Consider the following 15,888-nt stretch of genomic DNA (forward strand, 5'->3'; position numbering starts at 1 on the left):
GTTGTAACTCGGGCGTAACAACGCGCACTTTTATGGGGTGTGCGGGAACGTTTCGCGTCAAGATGACGCATCGTTCGCTGCGGCTATAAAAATAAAAACCGCCACCAGGCCGCGAAGATAAAGGCCTTATTGAAATTGGGCGCGTTAATTGCTTTAACCAATGGTTAACTGTCTTTTCTGTCTCTGCATATAATCCAGGGGCTGTCAATATCCTCGCTATACCCGTCCGGGCCTTTTGTAATTACTTGTCGCATTGAAGAAATATCGACTTTCGAGCTGTCGCTAGAATGCCGCTCACCCGGCTGGGGCCGTCTGGCTTCTGCGCAGCGCGCAGCTTGGCGGCGACTCACTACAATTCATGCAAGGCTGGATGCATACCCGAACAATCTCTGCCAACCGATGCCATTCCCATTCGAAGGAGTCACAAAATGAAGAAGATTGCACTTCTCGGCGCACTGGCGCTGTCCATGCTGTCGCCGCTGGCCATGGCTGAAGAGGCCAAGCCTCTGCGTATCGGTATCGAAGCGGCTTACCCGCCGTTCGCTTTCAAAACCCCTGAAGGTGCCATCAGCGGTTTCGACTACGACATCGGCGTCGCTCTGTGCGAAGAGATGAAAGTGGAATGCAAATGGATCGAGCAGGAATTCGACGGCCTGATCCCAGCTCTGAAAGTACGCAAGTTCGACGCCGTACTGTCGTCGATGAGCATCACCGAAGATCGCTTGAAGTCGGTCGACTTCTCCAAGAAGTACTACCACACCCCCGGTAAGCTGGCGATGAAGGCCGGCACCGTGATCAACGATCCGCTGGTTGATCTGAAAGGCAAGAAAGTCGGTGTGCAGCGCTCGTCGATCTACGACCGTCATGCCACCGATGAGTTCGAGCCAGCTGGCGTTGAAGTCGTGCGTTATAGCTCGCAGAACGAAGCTTTCCTCGATCTGGCTTCCGGCCGTGTAGACGCGACCCTGGCCGACGTGGTCAATATCGACGAAGGCTTCCTCAAGACTGACGCCGGCAAAGACTTCGCCCTGGTAGGCCCGGACTTCACCCAAGAGAAGTACTACGGCCATGGCGCCGGTATCGCCGTGCGCAAGGGCGATAAGGAACTGGCTGACAAGATCAGCAACGCCATTGATGCCATTCGCGCCAACGGCAAGTACAAGGAACTGCAAGACAAGTACTTCGACTTCAACGTCTACGGCGACTGATTGAGTTCGCTCAGTCGCTTTCACTGAAAGTGGCGCAAGCTGGCTGTAACCTGAAGCTTGCGCCACTTTCCCGTTGTACTCCCAGGCGCCGCCCGGCGTTTGCATGAGGTAAGCAGAGCATGCTCAACGGCTACGGCTCGACCATTCTAGAGGGTGCCTGGCTCACCCTGATTCTGGCGCTGACGTCGATGGCAGTGGCCATCGTGTTGGGTTTGCTGGGTGCGGCGTTTCGCCTATCACCAATCAAGTGGCTATCGCTGCTGGGTGAAACTTACGCCACGGTAATCCGCGGGATTCCCGATCTGGTGCTGATCCTGCTGATTTTCTACGGCGGTCAGGACATGGTGAACCGTCTGGCGCCGATGCTCGGCTATGACGACTACATCGATATCAACCCCTTTATTGCCGGCGTGTTCACCATGGGCTTTATCTTTGGTGCTTACCTGTCGGAGACCTTCCGTGGGGCCTTTATGGCCATCCCCAAAGGTCAGGCCGAAGCCGGTGCGGCTTACGGCATGAGTGGCATGCAGGTGTTCTTCCGCATCCTGGTGCCGCAGATGATTCGCTTCGCCATTCCTGGGTTCACCAACAACTGGCTGGTGTTGACCAAGGCCACCGCGCTGATTTCCGTGGTGGGTCTGCAGGACATGATGTTCAAGGCGAAAAGTGCCGCCGATGCCACCCGTGAGCCATTCACCTTCTACCTGGCCGTTGCGGCCCTGTATCTGGTGCTGACCAGCGTGTCGCTGCTGGCTTTGCGTTACCTGGAAAAACGTTACTCGGTCGGCATCAAAGCCGCTGATCTGTAAGCGGGGAGCGCAGCGATGATTTTTGACTACAACGTAATTCTGGAAAACCTGCCGCTGTACTTTGGCGGTGTACTGGTCACCCTGAAAATTCTGCTGATTTCCCTGGCGTGCGGCCTGGCTCTAGCCATTCCCCTGGGGTTGATGCGCGTCTCCAAGTCGTCCCTGGTCAACTTTCCGGCCTGGCTCTACACCTACGTGATTCGCGGCACGCCGATGCTGGTGCAGCTGTTTCTCATTTATTACGGTCTGGCCCAGTTCGAGGCGGTACGTGAGAGCGCGCTGTGGCCGTATTTCTCCAGCGCTACCTTCTGTGCCTGCCTGGCGTTTGCCATCAACACCAGCGCCTACAGTGCGGAGATTCTCGCCGGCAGCCTCAAGGCTACGCCCCATGGCGAGATCGAGGCAGCTAAGGCCATGGGTATGTCGCGCTTTAAACTGTACCGCCGCATCCTGCTGCCGTCGGCCCTGCGCCGCGCCCTGCCGCAGTACAGCAACGAAGTGATCATGATGCTGCACACCACCTCGCTGGCCTCGATCGTTACCTTGATCGATATCACTGGCGCGGCGCGCACCGTCAGCTCGCAGTACTACCTGCCATTCGAGGCGTTTATCACTGCCGGCCTGTTCTACCTGTGCCTGACCTTTATCCTCGTACGCCTGTTCAAGCTGGCTGAACGCCGCTGGCTGGCCTACCTAGCCCCGCGCAAGGCCTGAGGAAGAGTCCATGCAGCGTATTGATCATCCACTGCCCTGGGGTTGTCCCGGAACCGAACGCCGCTTGAGCGTATTTCGTTTCGGCCAGGGCCCGTGCAAGGCGTATATCCAGGCCTCGCTGCATGCCGATGAGCTACCTGGGATGCGCGTGGCGGTGGAACTCAAGCGCCGCTTGCGTCAGTTGGAAGCTCAGGGGCGGCTTACTGGGGTGATCGAACTGGTACCCGTGGCCAATCCGATTGGCTTGGGGCAGATGTTTCAGGCGACCCATCAGGGCCGTTTTGAGGTGGGCAGTGGCAAGAACTTCAACCGTGATTTCTTTGACCTGGCCGCCGCCATTGCACCGGCTTTGGAAGGCTGCCTGGGCAGTGACGGCCCCAGCAATGTGCGGCTGATTCGCGCTGCCATGCAGGCCGCGCTGGAAGCCTTGCCGCCAGCCGGCTCGGAGCTGCAAGGCATGCAACGCCTGCTGCTCAAACATGCCTGCGATGCCGATGTGGTGCTCGACCTGCATTGTGATTTCGATGCTGCAGTGCATCTGTACCTGCTGCCGCAGCAGTGGCCGCAACTGCGTTCCCTGGCTGCTCGTCTGCAGGCCGGGGCGGCGCTGACCGTCGAGGATTCCGGCGGTAGCTCTTTCGATGAAGCCTGTGCCTTGCCCTGGGTTCATCTAGCCCGGCATTTCCCTCAGGCCGCTGTGCCGCTGGCTTGTCTGGCTGTAACGGTCGAGCTGGGCGGCATGGCCGATACCGGCAAGCCAGAGGCTGAAGCCAGTGCCGAAAGCATTCTGGCGTTTCTCGCCGAGCAGGGCCTGATTGCCGGTGACTGGCCGCCAGCGCCCGCTGAAAGCTGCGACGCCACGCCGTTTAATGGTGCGCAATACGCCTATGCCCCGCATGCCGGGGTGGTGAGTTTTCTGCAACCGGTGGGCGCGCAGGTTTTGGCCGGCGACCCCTTGTTTGAAGTGATCGATCCTCTGGATGATCGCCACACAACTGTCTGTGCCGTTACAGATGGTGTGCTCTATGCGCGCGAGCGGTTGCGTTTTGCTCAGCCCGGTTTGTGGCTGGCCAAAGTGGCCGGTCGTACCCCTATTCGCCAGGGTCGCTTGCTCAGCGACTGATTCAAGAGAGTGGAAACCATGTACAAACTTGAAGTTCAGGATCTGCACAAGCGCTACGGCAGCCACGAAGTATTGAAGGGCGTGTCACTGGCGGCCAAGGCCGGCGATGTGATCAGCATCATCGGCTCCAGCGGCTCGGGCAAGAGTACCTTCCTGCGTTGCATCAACCTGCTGGAACAGCCTCACGGCGGCAAGATTCTGCTCAACAACGAAGAGCTGAAACTGGTGGCCAACAAGGATGGTGGCTTGAAAGCCGCCGATCCCAAGCAGCTGCAGCGTATGCGCTCGCGCCTGTCCATGGTATTTCAGCACTTCAACCTGTGGTCGCACATGAGCGCCCTGGAAAACGTCATGGAAGCCCCGGTGCACGTGCTCGGCATGAGCAAGAAAGAAGCCCTGGAAAAGGCTGAGCATTACCTGAACAAGGTTGGCGTGGCCCATCGTAAAGATGCCTACCCGGCGCATATGTCCGGCGGCGAGCAGCAGCGTGTAGCAATTGCCCGCGCCCTGGCCATGGAGCCTGAGGTGATGCTGTTTGACGAACCGACCTCGGCGCTGGACCCGGAGCTGGTCGGTGAAGTGCTGAAAGTCATGCAGGACCTGGCGCAGGAAGGCCGCACCATGGTCGTGGTAACCCACGAAATGGGCTTTGCCCGTGAAGTCTCCAATCAGCTGGTGTTCCTCCACAAAGGCGTGGTGGAAGAGCGCGGCTGCCCGAAAGAAGTGTTGGCCAATCCGCAATCCGAACGTTTGCAGCAGTTCCTCTCTGGCAGTCTCAAATAACCCGCGGCAACATCTGCAAGCATCCGTGCTATGCCCATAATCGCCAACAGAGCCTAAACTGCCCCCCATGAATGCCCACCGAATTGGCTTCCTGCTTTGGCCCACCACCAAGCCCCTGACCCTGGCCTTGGCGGAAGAAGCGCTGCGCGTTGCCCAGCGCGTCCACCCCGAGGTGGTCTACGAGTTGGTGTTTCTGCAGGCTGAGGCACCGCTTGAGGGCGCGTGGCGGCTGCCGGGGGAATCCTGGGTGGGCAAGCTGGAAGGCTGCCAGAAGCTCTTCCTGCTCGCCGATGAGCCGCCAGGACCGATGCCTGCGGCGCTCTCCGGCGCACTCAAGCAACTGGTGCGTGGTGGCTGCGTGATCGGCGCGATTGCCGCCGGGGTCTATCCGCTGGCGCAGCTGGGCTTGCTCGATGGCTACCGCGCTTCGGTGCACTGGCGCTGGCAGGATGATTTCACGGAACGCTTCCCTAAGGTGATCGCCACCAGCCATTTGTTCGACTGGGACCGTGATCGTCTGACCGCCTGTGGCGGCTTGGCCGTGCTCGATCTGCTGCTGGCCTTGCTCGCCCGCGACCACGGTGCCGAACTGGCCGGTGCGGTATCCGAAGAGCTGGTAGTCGAACGCATCCGCGAAGGCGGCGAACGTCAGCGTATTCCATTGCAGAATCGTCTGGGCTCCAGCCACCCCAAGCTGACTCAGGCCGTGCTGCTGATGGAAGCCAATATCGAAGAGCCGCTGACCACCGACGAAATCGCCCAGCACGTCTGCGTGTCACGGCGTCAGCTGGAACGCATCTTCAAGCAGTACCTCAACCGCGTCCCCAGCCAGTACTACCTGGAACTGCGTCTAAACAAGGCGCGCCAACTGCTGATGCAGACCAGCAAATCGATCATCCAGATCGGCCTGTCCTGCGGTTTCTCCTCTGGTCCGCACTTCTCCAGCGCCTACCGCAACTTCTTCGGCGCCACCCCGCGCGAAGACCGCAACCAGCGGCGCAGCAATAGCCCGTTTGAGCTGACTTCTACGCCAATCGAACGTGGCTGAGTTAACTTCGAACGCATAAAAAAACCGCAGCCAGCTGCGGTTTTTTATTGGCCGGGATTACTCAATTTTGTCGACTTGCCTCGGAAACAGCGGGTTGCCGCAGCGGGTGCAGAAAGCGGCGCCGTGTTCGTGGGTGTTTTTGGCGCAGCTTGGGCAGTCGTGAATCAGTTCGTCGCCGCCGCGCATGGCGTTGGCCAGTTCGGCGGTGAAGATGCCGGTGGGCACGGCGATGATCGAGTAGCCGGTGATCATCACCAGGGTCGACAGCGCCTGGCCCAGTGGGGTTTTCGGCACGATATCGCCGAAGCCGACGGTGGTCAGAGTAACCACGGCCCAGTAGATGCCCTTGGGAATGCTGGTAAAGCCGTGGGCGGGGCCTTCGATCACGTACATCAGGGTGCCAAACACCGTGACCATGGTGGCGATGCAGGCGAAGAACACGATGATCTTCTGTTTGCTGCCGCGCAGCGCGGTGAGCAGGAAGTTGGCTTGGCGCAGATAGGGGCTGAGCTTGAGCACGCGGAACACCCGCAGCATGCGGATCACCCGGATGATCAGCAGGTACTGCGCGTCGGCGTAGAACAGGGCGAGGATGCCCGGCAGGATTGCCAACAGGTCAATCAGGCCGAAGAAGCTGAAGGCGTAGCGCAGTGGTTTCGGTGAGCAGTACAGGCGCACCACGTATTCGATGGCAAACAGCGCGGTAAAGCCCCATTCAATACCCGCCAGCAGCCTCCCTTGCTGGCTGTGCACGCTGTCGATGCTGTCGAGCATCACCACCACCAGACTGGCCATGATGGTCAGCAGCAGGTAACGGTCGAAGCGCTGCCCGGCTGGCGTGTCCGTGTGGAAGATGATGCTGTACAGCTGCTGACGCAGGTTATGCGGCGTGTCCATGGTGCTCTGGCTGCTCCGTATGCGGTGTTCGCGATAACGCGAACAGGCAGCCTAGGGAGTTTTGTCCTGGTGATGCAAGCCTTTACCTTTGTTGGGTGGCAGCGGTGCGCAGTCGGCCGCGGCTTTGCGCAGCAGGCGCTGGGTGGCGCTGACCAGCCAGCAGGTAAGGATAAACGGCATGGTCAGGGCCGGCAGACCCAGTGCGCTGAAGCCGGGTTGCAGCACCAGCGCCAGAGCGATACCGAGGGCCGGTAACCAGGGGCGGCGGTGTACCTGACTGAGGGCGATGGCCGTCAGGGCGGCGTTATAGCCATACAGGCCGGTGAGGGCACTGTGCTGCGGTAAACCCTGATACACCGCCAGAGCCAACCCGCCAGTGGAACCGAGCAGCGCCCAGCAGGCAGCGCGGTGATCTGCCAGCAACAGGCCGAACAGCAGGCAAACGCCGGCCAACGGCTGATCGAGAAAAATCACCTGGCCCAAGCCGCGCGCCATGGCGATCAGACTGGCCCACCAGTCGAGCGGTTGCGTCTGGCTTGGGATGGCCGGCGCCAACTCAAGCTGTAGGGCGGGTGCCAGCCACAACAGCAGCCAGCTCAAGCCGACAAAGGGGAAGGTAAAGGCCGGCAACCATTGGCGCTCGCGCATGCGCTGCACCCAGGCGGCCAGCAGCAGGCTGGAAGCTCCGGCGCTGACGATGATCAGCAGCGGCAGCAGCGCCGACCAGGCAAATTGCAGGCTGATCAGCATGCCCAGCAGAACCCCGTTGTAGCCATACAAGCCGAGATCGATATCGGCTTTGACATAACCACGACGCTGCGCCGTCAGCGTGCTGCTAAGACAACCGAGCAGGGCGCCGCCGAGCAGTTGCGGCGCACCGATGGCAATCGCCAACAGCACCAGCAAGCCGCAGCCGGGATGGGCTTGTAGAAAAATCTGGCTAAAGCCGTTAAGCAGGGCTCGAGAGCCTTGCAAGGCGTGAGGGGCGAGCGGTAATGGCGACATGCAGACGAACCTGAGTAGACGATCACCAGGGCCATAAAAAGAGGCACCCACCGCGGGAACAGTGGGTGCCTACAAAACTGGCAAAGCCAGCGTGGGAATTGCGTTCTGCGGCGAGGGCTGGCGACCTGCCGCAGAGCTGGATCAGTGGAGGATTTCGATACGCAGGCTGTTGGTGCTGCCCGGTTGGCCGAACGGCTCGCCGGCGGTAATCACCACGGTGTCGCCGGTTTTCGCCAGCCCAGCTGAGCGGGCGGTTTCCAGGGCGGTGCGGGTGACTTCCTCAACCTTGTGCAGGCGCGCGTTGACCACCGAGTACACGCCCCAGGCCACGCTCAGGCGCCGCGCGGTATCCAGGCTCGGGGTCAGGCTCAAGATCGGCGCTTTCGGCCGTTCGCGCGAGGCGCGCAGGCTGGAGTTGCCCGACTCGGTGTAGTTGACCAGCACGGCCACCGGCAGGATGGTGCTGATGCGGCGGATCGCGCAACTGATCGCATCCGAGGCGGTGGCTTCAGCCTGCGGGCGGCTGACGTCGAGCTGGGCCTGGAAGTCCGGGCCGTTTTCCACCTGGCGAATGATCTTGCTCATCATCTGCACGGCTTCCAGCGGGTAATCGCCGGAGGCGGTTTCCGCTGAGAGCATCACCGCATCGGCGCCTTCGGCCACGGCGTTAGCCACGTCGGTGACCTCGGCGCGAGTCGGCGCAGGGGAGAAACGCATGGATTCGAGCATCTGCGTGGCCACCACCACCGGCTTACCGAGCTGGCGGCAGGTGCGGATGATGTCGCGCTGGATGCGCGGCACGTTCTCGGCCGGCACTTCCACGCCCAGGTCGCCACGGGCAACCATGATTGCGTCGCACAGCTGGGTGATCTCTTCCAGGTGAATCACCGCAGACGGCTTCTCGATCTTGGCCATCAGAAAGGCGCGATCTCCGATCAGCTGGCGGGCTTCGATAATGTCTTCCGGGCGCTGCACGAACGACAGCGCGACCCAGTCCACGCCCAGTTCCAGGCCGAAGCTCAGGTCGCGGCGATCCTTTTCGGTCAATGGGCTTAGTTGCAGCACGGCTTCCGGCACGTTGACGCCTTTGCGGTCGGACAGCTCGCCACCGGCGATCACTTCGGTAATCACTGCATCGCTGTGCTTGGCGGTGACCTGTAAGCGTAGGCGGCCATCGTCGAGCAACAGGCTCATGCCCGGTTGCAGCGCTTCGATAATTTCCGGGTGGGGCAGGTTGACCCGATTGACGTCGCCTGGGGTGCTGTCGAGGTCCAGGCGCAGGGTCTGGCCGCGTTGCAGGTTGACCTTGCCCTCGGCAAAACGGCCGACGCGCAGCTTTGGCCCTTGCAGGTCCATCAGGATGCCGATCGGGGTGTTCAGCTGCTGCTCGACTTCACGTACCCAGTCGAAGCGTTGGGCGTGGTCGGCGTGTTCACCGTGGCTGAAGTTGAGGCGGAACAGGTTGACCCCAGCCTCCACCAGCTGGCGGATGTCGTCGATGGTTTTGATCGCTGGGCCAAGGGTGGCGAGGATTTTTACTTTCTTGTCGGCGTTCATTTGGCAGGGTTCTCAAGGATCAGAATGGCGCGAAAATCGTTGACGTTGGTACGCGTCGGCCCGGTGACGATCAGTTGATCGAGGGCGGCGAAGTAGCCGTAGCCGTTGTTGTTATCCAGCTCATCGCTGCTGCTTAGCCCCAGCGCCGCGGCGCGGGCATAGCTGTCGGGGGTCATAAGGGCCCCGGCGTTGTCTTCCGAGCCGTCGATACCGTCGGTGTCACCGGCCAGGGCGTATACCCCGGGCAGACCCTTGAGGCTGTCGGTGAGGCTCAGGAGGAATTCGGCATTGCGTCCGCCACGGCCATTGCCGCGTACGGTCACCGTGGTTTCACCGCCGGAGAGAATCACGCAGGGTGCCTTGATCGGCTGACCATGCAGACGCACCTGTTTGGCGATACCGGCATGCACCTTGGCGACTTCCCGCGATTCGCCTTCCAGATCACCGAGGATCAGCGTCGGCAAACCAGCGGCGCGTGCCTTGGCAGCAGCTGCATCGAGGGACTGTTGCGGGCGGGCAATCAGCTGGAAGTGGCTGCGGGCCAGGCACGGGTCGCACGGTTTGACGGTTTCCGAGGCTGGGTTTTGCAACCAGGCGTGCACGTTGGCTGGAATCTCGATGCTATAGCGGGCGAGGATCGCCAGCGCTTCAGCGGAGGTAGTCGGGTCGGCCACGGTCGGGCCGGAGGCAATCACCGTAGCTTCATCGCCCGGTACATCGGAAATCGCGTAGGTGTAGACGCTGGCTGGCCAGCTGGCCTTGGCCAGACGACCGCCCTTGATCGCCGAAAGGTGCTTGCGCACGCAGTTCATTTCGCCAATCGAGGCGCCGGATTTCAGCAGGGCTTTGTTGACCGCTTGTTTGTCTTTCAGGCTGATGCCTTCGGCGGGCAGGGCGAGCAGGGAAGAGCCGCCGCCGGACAGCAGAAAGATCACCCGATCAGACTCGGTCAGATTGCTGACCAGCTCCAGCACGCGGCGCGCCACTCGCTCACCGGCGTCGTCCGGCACTGGGTGCGCCGCTTCGACCACTTCGATCTTTTTGCAGTTGGCGCCGTGCTCGTAACGGGTGACCACCAGGCCGGAGACCTCGCCTTGCCATTCCTGCTCAATCACTTCGGCCATGGCCGCGGCGGCTTTGCCGGCACCGATTACGATAACCCGGCCGCTGCGATCTTCCGGCAGGTAATCAGCCAGAACCTGGCGCGGGTGGGCGGCGTCGATGGCGCTGGCGAACAGCTCGCGCAGCAGAGACGTTGGATTGAAAGACGGATCGATGGACATGGTGATCTCTCTTGGTCTGGATCAACTTCGATTCTAGTGCGCAGCGCCCTGGGCCAAGGCGCTGCGCACTAGAATCGACCCACCCGGCAGGCAGGCCGTGACACCGCCTGCCGGACAGATCGAAAGGGTTGTTTCAGCGCGGCTGACCCCGCCCTGAAACCTGTTACTTACTCACCACGGATGTTGAAGTTGGCCATATGTTCCAGGCCTTTGATCAACGCCGAGTGGTCCCAGTTGCTGCCACCGATGGCGGCACAGGTGCTGAACACTTGCTGGGCGTTGGCGGTGTTGGGCAGGTTAAGGCCCAGTTCGCGCGCACCGGCCAGTGCCAGGTTGAGGTCCTTCTGGTGCAGGCTGATACGGAAGCCTGGATCGAAGGTGCCTTTGATCATGCGCTCACCGTGCACTTCAAGGATCTTCGAACCGGCGAAACCGCCCATCAGCGCTTCACGCACCTTGGCTGGATCGGCGCCGTTCTTGGCGGCGAACAGCAGGGCTTCGGCCACTGCCTGGATGTTCAAAGCAACGATGATCTGATTGGCGACCTTGGCGGTCTGACCGTCACCGTTACCGCCGACGCGGGTGATGTTCTTGCCCATGGCCTGGAACAGCGGCAGGGCGCGTTCGAAGGCATTCGGGCAGCCGCCGATCATGATCGACAGGGTGGCCGCCTTGGCACCGACTTCACCGCCGGATACCGGCGCGTCGAGGTAGGCAGCGCCAGTGGCTTTGATCTTCTCGGCGAAGACTTTAGTGGCGGTAGGGGAGATCGAACTCATGTCGATCACCACTTTGCCAGCGCCCACGCCTGCGGCAACGCCGTCAGCGCGGAACAGTACGTCTTCAACCTGCGGGGTGTCCGGCACCATGATGATGATGAATTCGGCTTCCTGCGCCACTTCGCGCGGGTTGGCCAGACCGATGCCGTTGTCGCCCAGCAGGTCGGCCGGGGCCTTGTCGAAGTGCTCGGAGAAGAACAGGGTATGCCCGGCTTTTTGCAGGTTCTGCGCCATAGGCTTGCCCATGATGCCGGTGCCGATAAATCCGATTTTTGCCATGAGAAATATCCTCTGATTCAGATTGCGTTGTGCGCTTTCATCCAGCCGAGGCCGGCAGCGGTGGTGGTTGCCGGCTTGTATTCACAGCCGATCCAGCCCTGGTAGCCGATGCGGTCCAGGTGCTCGAAGAGGAAGCGGTAGTTGATCTCGCCAGTGCCCGGCTCGTTGCGGCCCGGGTTGTCGGCCAACTGCACATGGTTGATTACAGAGAGATTGGCCTCGACGGTACGCGCCAGGTCACCTTCCATGATTTGCATGTGGTAGATGTCGTATTGCAGGTACAGGTTGCTGCTGCCGACCTTGTCGCGAATGGCCAGCGCCTGCTGGGTGGTGTTCAGGTAGAAGCCGGGGATGTCGCGGGTGTTGATCATTTCCATGACCAGCTTGATGCCCGCGGCTTCGAGCTTGCGGGCAGCAAACTTGAGGTTGTCGACAAAGGTCTGCTCGACAGTGGCGCAATCCAGACCCTGCGGACGGATACCGGCCAGGCAGTTGATCTGCTTGTTGCCCAGCACCTTGGCGTAGGCGATGGCCTGGTCGACACCGGCGCGGAATTCTTCAACGCGATCGGGGTGGCAGGCGATACCGCGCTCGCCCTTGGCCCAGTCGCCGGCAGGCAGGTTGAACAGCACCTGCTCCAGGCGGTTGGCATCCAGGCGCGCCTTGATCACTTCGGCAGCGAAGTCATAGGGAAACAGGTATTCGACACCGCAGAAACCTGCGGTGGCGGCAGCGTCGAAACGGTCCAGAAAGTCCACTTCGGTGAACAGCATGGACAGGTTGGCGGCAAAACGGGGCATGTGGTGCTCCTTGTCTTGCGCAGCCCGGATAAAACATCCGGGCTACTGGTTCAGAAGACGATTTAGTCGAGCAGGGAAATCGCAGTCGGGGCGTCGGCACCGCGTTCGGCGAGTTCTTCGAACTCGTTGACCGCGTTGATTTCCACACCCATGGAGATGTTGGTGACACGCTCCAGGATGATTTCGACCATGACCGGTACGCGGAACTCTTCCATCAGCGCCTTGGCCTTGGCCAATGCCGCCTGGATGTCGTTCGGCTCGAATACACGCACGGCTTTACAGCCCAGACCTTCCACCACGGCAACGTGGTCGACGCCGTAACCGTTGATCTCCGGTGCGTTGATGTTCTCGAAGGCCAACTGCACGCAGTAGTCCATCTCGAAACCGCGCTGCGACTGACGGATCAGACCCAGGTAGGAGTTGTTCACCACCACGTGGATGTATGGCAGGTTGAACTGCGCGCCCACGGCCAGTTCTTCGATCATGAACTGGAAGTCATAGTCGCCAGACAGCGCCACGACGTTACGGGTCGGATCAGCCTTGACCACACCCAGCGCCGCCGGAATGGTCCAGCCGAGCGGGCCGGCCTGGCCACAGTTGATCCAGTGACGCGGCTTGTAAACGTGGAGGAACTGCGCGCCGGCGATCTGCGACAGACCGATGGTGCTGACGTAGCAGGCGTCCTTGCCGAAGAACTCGTTCATCTCTTCGTAGACGCGCTGCGGCTTGACCGGCACGTTGTCGAAGTGGGTTTTACGCTGCAGGGTGCGCTTGCGCTCGCGGCAGGAGTCGACCCAGGCGCTGCGATCTTTCAGCTTGCCAGCGGTTTTCCACTCGCGGGCCACTTCGATAAAGGCGTCCAGAGCGGCGCCAGCATCGGAAACGATGCCCAGGTCCGGGTTGAACACGCGGCCAATCTGCGTCGGTTCGATGTCGACGTGGATGAACTTGCGGCCTTCGGTGTAGACATCAATGCTGCCGGTGTGGCGGTTGGCCCAGCGGTTACCGATACCGAATACCAGGTCGGATTCCAGCAGGGTGGCGTTGCCGTAACGGTGCGACGTCTGCAGACCGACCATGCCGACCATCAGCTTGTGGTCATCCGGAATCGCGCCCCAGCCCATCAGGGTTGGCACAACCGGTACGCCGGTCAGCTCAGCGAACTCAACCAGCTTGTCGGCCGCGTCGGCGTTGAAGATGCCGCCGCCGGCAACCAGCAATGGACGCTCGGCGTCATTCAGCATGGCCAGGGCTTTTTCAGCCTGCACCCGGTTTGCCGCCGGCTTGGCCAGTGGCAGTGGCTCGTAGGCGTCGATGTCGAATTCGATCTCGGCCATCTGCACGTCGAACGGCAGGTCGATCAGCACGGGGCCTGGACGGCCGCTGCGCATTTCATAGAAGGCTTTCTGGAAGGCGCGTGGCACTTGGCCCGGCTCCATTACCGTGGTCGCCCACTTGGTCACCGGCTTGACGATGCTGGTGATGTCGACTGCCTGGAAATCTTCCTTGTGCATGCGGGCACGCGGCGCCTGGCCGGTGATGCACAGAATCGGGATGGAGTCGGCCGATGCCGAGTACAGGCCGGTCACCATGTCGGTGCCAGCTGGGCCGGAGGTGCCGATGCACACGCCGATATTGCCGGCATTGGTGCGGGTGTAACCCTCAGCCATGTGCGAGGCACCTTCGACGTGGCGAGCCAGGACGTGGTCGATACCGCCAACTTTCTTCAGTGCAGCGTACAGGGGGTTGATGGCGGCGCCGGGGATGCCGAACGCAGTGTCAACGCCTTCGCGGCGCATCACCAGTACGGCGGCCTCGATTGCTCTCATTTTGGCCATTGTCTTGTGCCTCGTTTGTTATCAGATTGTATACAAAACAGCTGGTTTGGATTCTATTCATGGCCTGACCTTCCGGTCAACACGTTTTGTTGTCGAGGCGCTGTCTGGCAAAAAATCTTTTAAAACAACTGTTTTAGCTGGGGTGCTTGATCTGCTGCGGAAACGCCTGCGAATAACTGTATACAAATAGTCTTTGTATTGTATTCGTCTATTGAGTTTTTTGTTTCTAGTGGGATAGTGGTGTTGAGCTTTGGATTGCCCGGCAGCTGTCAATCGCCCTGTAGGCGCTGTGGTTCCGGGTGTTTCGTAGGATTTATCAGCATCGAGGAAGACCCAACATGAGTACGTTGAATCTGCAAATCGCCACCACCATCAGCAACCGCGCCCTGGCTGTCGGCCGGGAAATATCCGCCGCACCGCTGACCGTGGCCGTGCTGGACGCCGGTGGACATCTGATCAGCCTGCAGCGTGAAGACGGCGCGAGCCTGCTGCGTCCGCAAATCGCCATCGGCAAGGCCTGGGGAGCGCTGGCTCTAGGCAAGGGCTCGCGCCTGATCGCCGCCGACGCACAACAGCGCCCGGCGTTTATCGGCGCGGTAAACAACCTGGCAGACGGTCAGCTGGTGCCGGCACCGGGTGGTGTGCTGATTCGTGATGAGCGCGGCGAAGTGATAGGCGCAGTGGGCATCACTGGCGATACCTCGGATATCGATGAGCAGTGCGCAGTCAGCGCAGTGGAGTCGGTCGGGCTAAAGGCGGATGCAGGTATCGCTGCCTGATAGTGCGCGGTTTGTGGGAGGCGCTTTAGCCGCGACTGCAAAGATTGAAAGCTCGCCGCTAAAGCGCATCCCACAGTGGTTTCAAGCAATAAAAAACGGTGAATGCTTTGCGGCATTCACCGTTTTTATTGATTGCCGCTTTAAACCAAGGGCAGGGCGGATAACCAGGCTTATGCGTTGGTGACCTGCTCGGACGGGCTGGGCTGGGTTTCGTCGATCTCGCAGCCCTTGATCACCAGGCGGATGATGGTTTGCGCGGCGGCTTCATAGTCGGCTTCATCCAGGCTGGCTTTGCCGGTTACGGTGGAAATCTGCCAATCGAAGTCAGCGTAGGTCTGAGTTGCGGCCCAGATGCTGAACAGAAGGTGATGCGGGTCAACCTTGGCCATCAGTCCCTGGTCGATCCAGCCCTGGATGCAGGAGATGTTGTGTTTGGCCTGGGCATTCAGCTGCGCAGTCTGGTCGGCGGACAGATGCGGCGCGCCATGCATGATTTCGCTGGCGAATACCTTGGAGGCAAACGGCAGTTCGCGGGAGATGCGGATTTTCGAGCGGATATAAGCGCGCAGTACGTCGGCCGGTTTGCCTGGCTGATTGAACGGCGCCGAGGCTTCCAGCAGCGGTTCGATGATGCTTTCCAGCACTTCGCGGTAGAGGTTTTCTTTCGACTTGAAGTAGTAGTAGACGTTGGGCTTGGGCACCCCGGCCTTGGCGGCGATGTCGCTGGTTTTGCTGGCAGCAAAGCCTTTGTCGGCGAACTCCTCACTGGCTGCGCATAAAATCAGCTCTCTGTTACGCTCGCGAATACTGGTCATAAGCCTCTTTGCTTCTGTCGAACGCCCGTCGCTGGGCAGCGTCGGGCATGGTAGCACCGGCTTTGCGCGGCGCTCAAGCCGCGTGGCCTGGGCTTCGGTGAAGCTATCTGACTTGCAGGTCAGGTTGTTGTATACAAAATTTAATTTTTCTGTTTTTATCTTGCCCTATGC

At 60.6% G+C, this 15,888-nt stretch carries 15 protein-coding genes; 7 read left to right on the forward strand and 8 right to left on the reverse strand.

Features of this window, described 5'->3' with window-relative positions; all coding sequences use genetic code 11:
• Window positions 1-428: 428 nt before the first annotated feature.
• From ACQ4LH_RS02375 to argR, 6 genes are all read left to right on the forward strand, one after another.
• Entirely contained in the window at window positions 429-1,208 is a 780-nt protein-coding gene (locus ACQ4LH_RS02375) for an ABC transporter substrate-binding protein (RefSeq protein WP_430695756.1), read from the forward strand.
• 119 nt (window positions 1,209-1,327) lie between these two features.
• Window positions 1,328-2,017, forward strand: coding sequence for an ABC transporter permease (locus ACQ4LH_RS02380; RefSeq protein ID WP_430695757.1), 690 nt, complete (start codon window positions 1,328-1,330; stop codon window positions 2,015-2,017).
• Window positions 2,018-2,032: 15 nt separating this feature from the next.
• Window positions 2,033-2,731 carry an ABC transporter permease gene (locus tag ACQ4LH_RS02385; RefSeq protein ID WP_430695758.1) on the forward strand — a complete coding sequence of 233 codons (699 nt, stop codon included), beginning with the start codon at window positions 2,033-2,035 and terminating at the stop codon, window positions 2,729-2,731.
• A 10-nt stretch (window positions 2,732-2,741) separates the two neighbouring features.
• A complete protein-coding gene (locus ACQ4LH_RS02390) occupies window positions 2,742-3,854 on the forward strand; it encodes a succinylglutamate desuccinylase/aspartoacylase family protein (RefSeq protein ID WP_430695759.1) in 1,113 nt (370 codons plus the stop codon).
• A gap of 18 nt (window positions 3,855-3,872) precedes the next feature.
• Window positions 3,873-4,637 carry an ABC transporter ATP-binding protein gene (locus ACQ4LH_RS02395; RefSeq protein ID WP_275962891.1) on the forward strand — a complete coding sequence of 255 codons (765 nt, stop codon included), beginning with the start codon at window positions 3,873-3,875 and terminating at the stop codon, window positions 4,635-4,637.
• A 67-nt stretch (window positions 4,638-4,704) separates the two neighbouring features.
• Window positions 4,705-5,685, forward strand: a complete 981-nt coding sequence (gene argR, locus ACQ4LH_RS02400) for a transcriptional regulator ArgR (protein ID WP_090253542.1) — start codon at window positions 4,705-4,707, stop codon at window positions 5,683-5,685.
• Window positions 5,686-5,742: 57 nt separating this feature from the next.
• Here the strand turns inward: argR and ACQ4LH_RS02405 are convergent, their stop codons facing one another.
• The 7 genes from ACQ4LH_RS02405 to gcl form a co-directional block, all read right to left on the reverse strand.
• On the reverse strand, window positions 5,743-6,582 hold the full coding sequence (locus ACQ4LH_RS02405; RefSeq protein ID WP_430695760.1) for an ion transporter: 840 nt from the start codon (window positions 6,580-6,582) through the stop codon (window positions 5,743-5,745).
• A gap of 51 nt (window positions 6,583-6,633) precedes the next feature.
• The gene (locus tag ACQ4LH_RS02410) at window positions 6,634-7,587 is read right to left on the reverse strand and encodes an urea transporter (RefSeq protein WP_430695761.1); all 954 of its coding nucleotides are present in this window, start codon (window positions 7,585-7,587) and stop codon (window positions 6,634-6,636) included.
• 141 nt (window positions 7,588-7,728) lie between these two features.
• Window positions 7,729-9,144 (reverse strand): pyruvate kinase, encoded by a 1,416-nt coding sequence (gene pyk / locus ACQ4LH_RS02415; protein ID WP_430695762.1) that lies wholly within the window; start codon window positions 9,142-9,144, stop codon window positions 7,729-7,731.
• The gene (locus tag ACQ4LH_RS02420) at window positions 9,141-10,427 is read right to left on the reverse strand and encodes a glycerate kinase type-2 family protein (RefSeq protein ID WP_430695763.1); all 1,287 of its coding nucleotides are present in this window, start codon (window positions 10,425-10,427) and stop codon (window positions 9,141-9,143) included. The genes pyk and ACQ4LH_RS02420 overlap by 4 nt, the downstream gene beginning before the upstream one ends.
• 167 nt (window positions 10,428-10,594) lie before the next feature.
• Window positions 10,595-11,485: a 2-hydroxy-3-oxopropionate reductase gene (locus tag ACQ4LH_RS02425; protein ID WP_160087072.1), complete on the reverse strand. Its 891-nt coding sequence runs from the start codon at window positions 11,483-11,485 to the stop codon at window positions 10,595-10,597.
• Window positions 11,486-11,502: 17 nt separating this feature from the next.
• A complete protein-coding gene (gene hyi / locus ACQ4LH_RS02430) occupies window positions 11,503-12,285 on the reverse strand; it encodes a hydroxypyruvate isomerase (protein ID WP_430695764.1) in 783 nt (260 codons plus the stop codon).
• A 62-nt stretch (window positions 12,286-12,347) separates the two neighbouring features.
• Window positions 12,348-14,123, reverse strand: a complete 1,776-nt coding sequence (gene gcl / locus ACQ4LH_RS02435) for a glyoxylate carboligase (protein WP_430695765.1) — start codon at window positions 14,121-14,123, stop codon at window positions 12,348-12,350.
• Between the two features lie 338 nt (window positions 14,124-14,461).
• Here gcl and ACQ4LH_RS02440 point away from each other — a divergent pair, with 338 nt between their 5' ends.
• On the forward strand, window positions 14,462-14,902 hold the full coding sequence (locus ACQ4LH_RS02440) for a GlcG/HbpS family heme-binding protein (RefSeq protein WP_275962899.1): 441 nt from the start codon (window positions 14,462-14,464) through the stop codon (window positions 14,900-14,902).
• Window positions 14,903-15,072: 170 nt separating this feature from the next.
• On the opposite strand, the gene ACQ4LH_RS02445 is transcribed toward ACQ4LH_RS02440, so the two are convergent.
• Window positions 15,073-15,717, reverse strand: a complete 645-nt coding sequence (locus tag ACQ4LH_RS02445; RefSeq protein ID WP_430695766.1) for a TetR/AcrR family transcriptional regulator — start codon at window positions 15,715-15,717, stop codon at window positions 15,073-15,075.
• Between the last annotated feature and the right edge of the window lie 171 nt (window positions 15,718-15,888).

It is taken from the genome of Pseudomonas peli (assembly GCF_050563605.1).
Lineage (GTDB): Bacteria > Pseudomonadota > Gammaproteobacteria > Pseudomonadales > Pseudomonadaceae > Aquipseudomonas > Aquipseudomonas peli_A.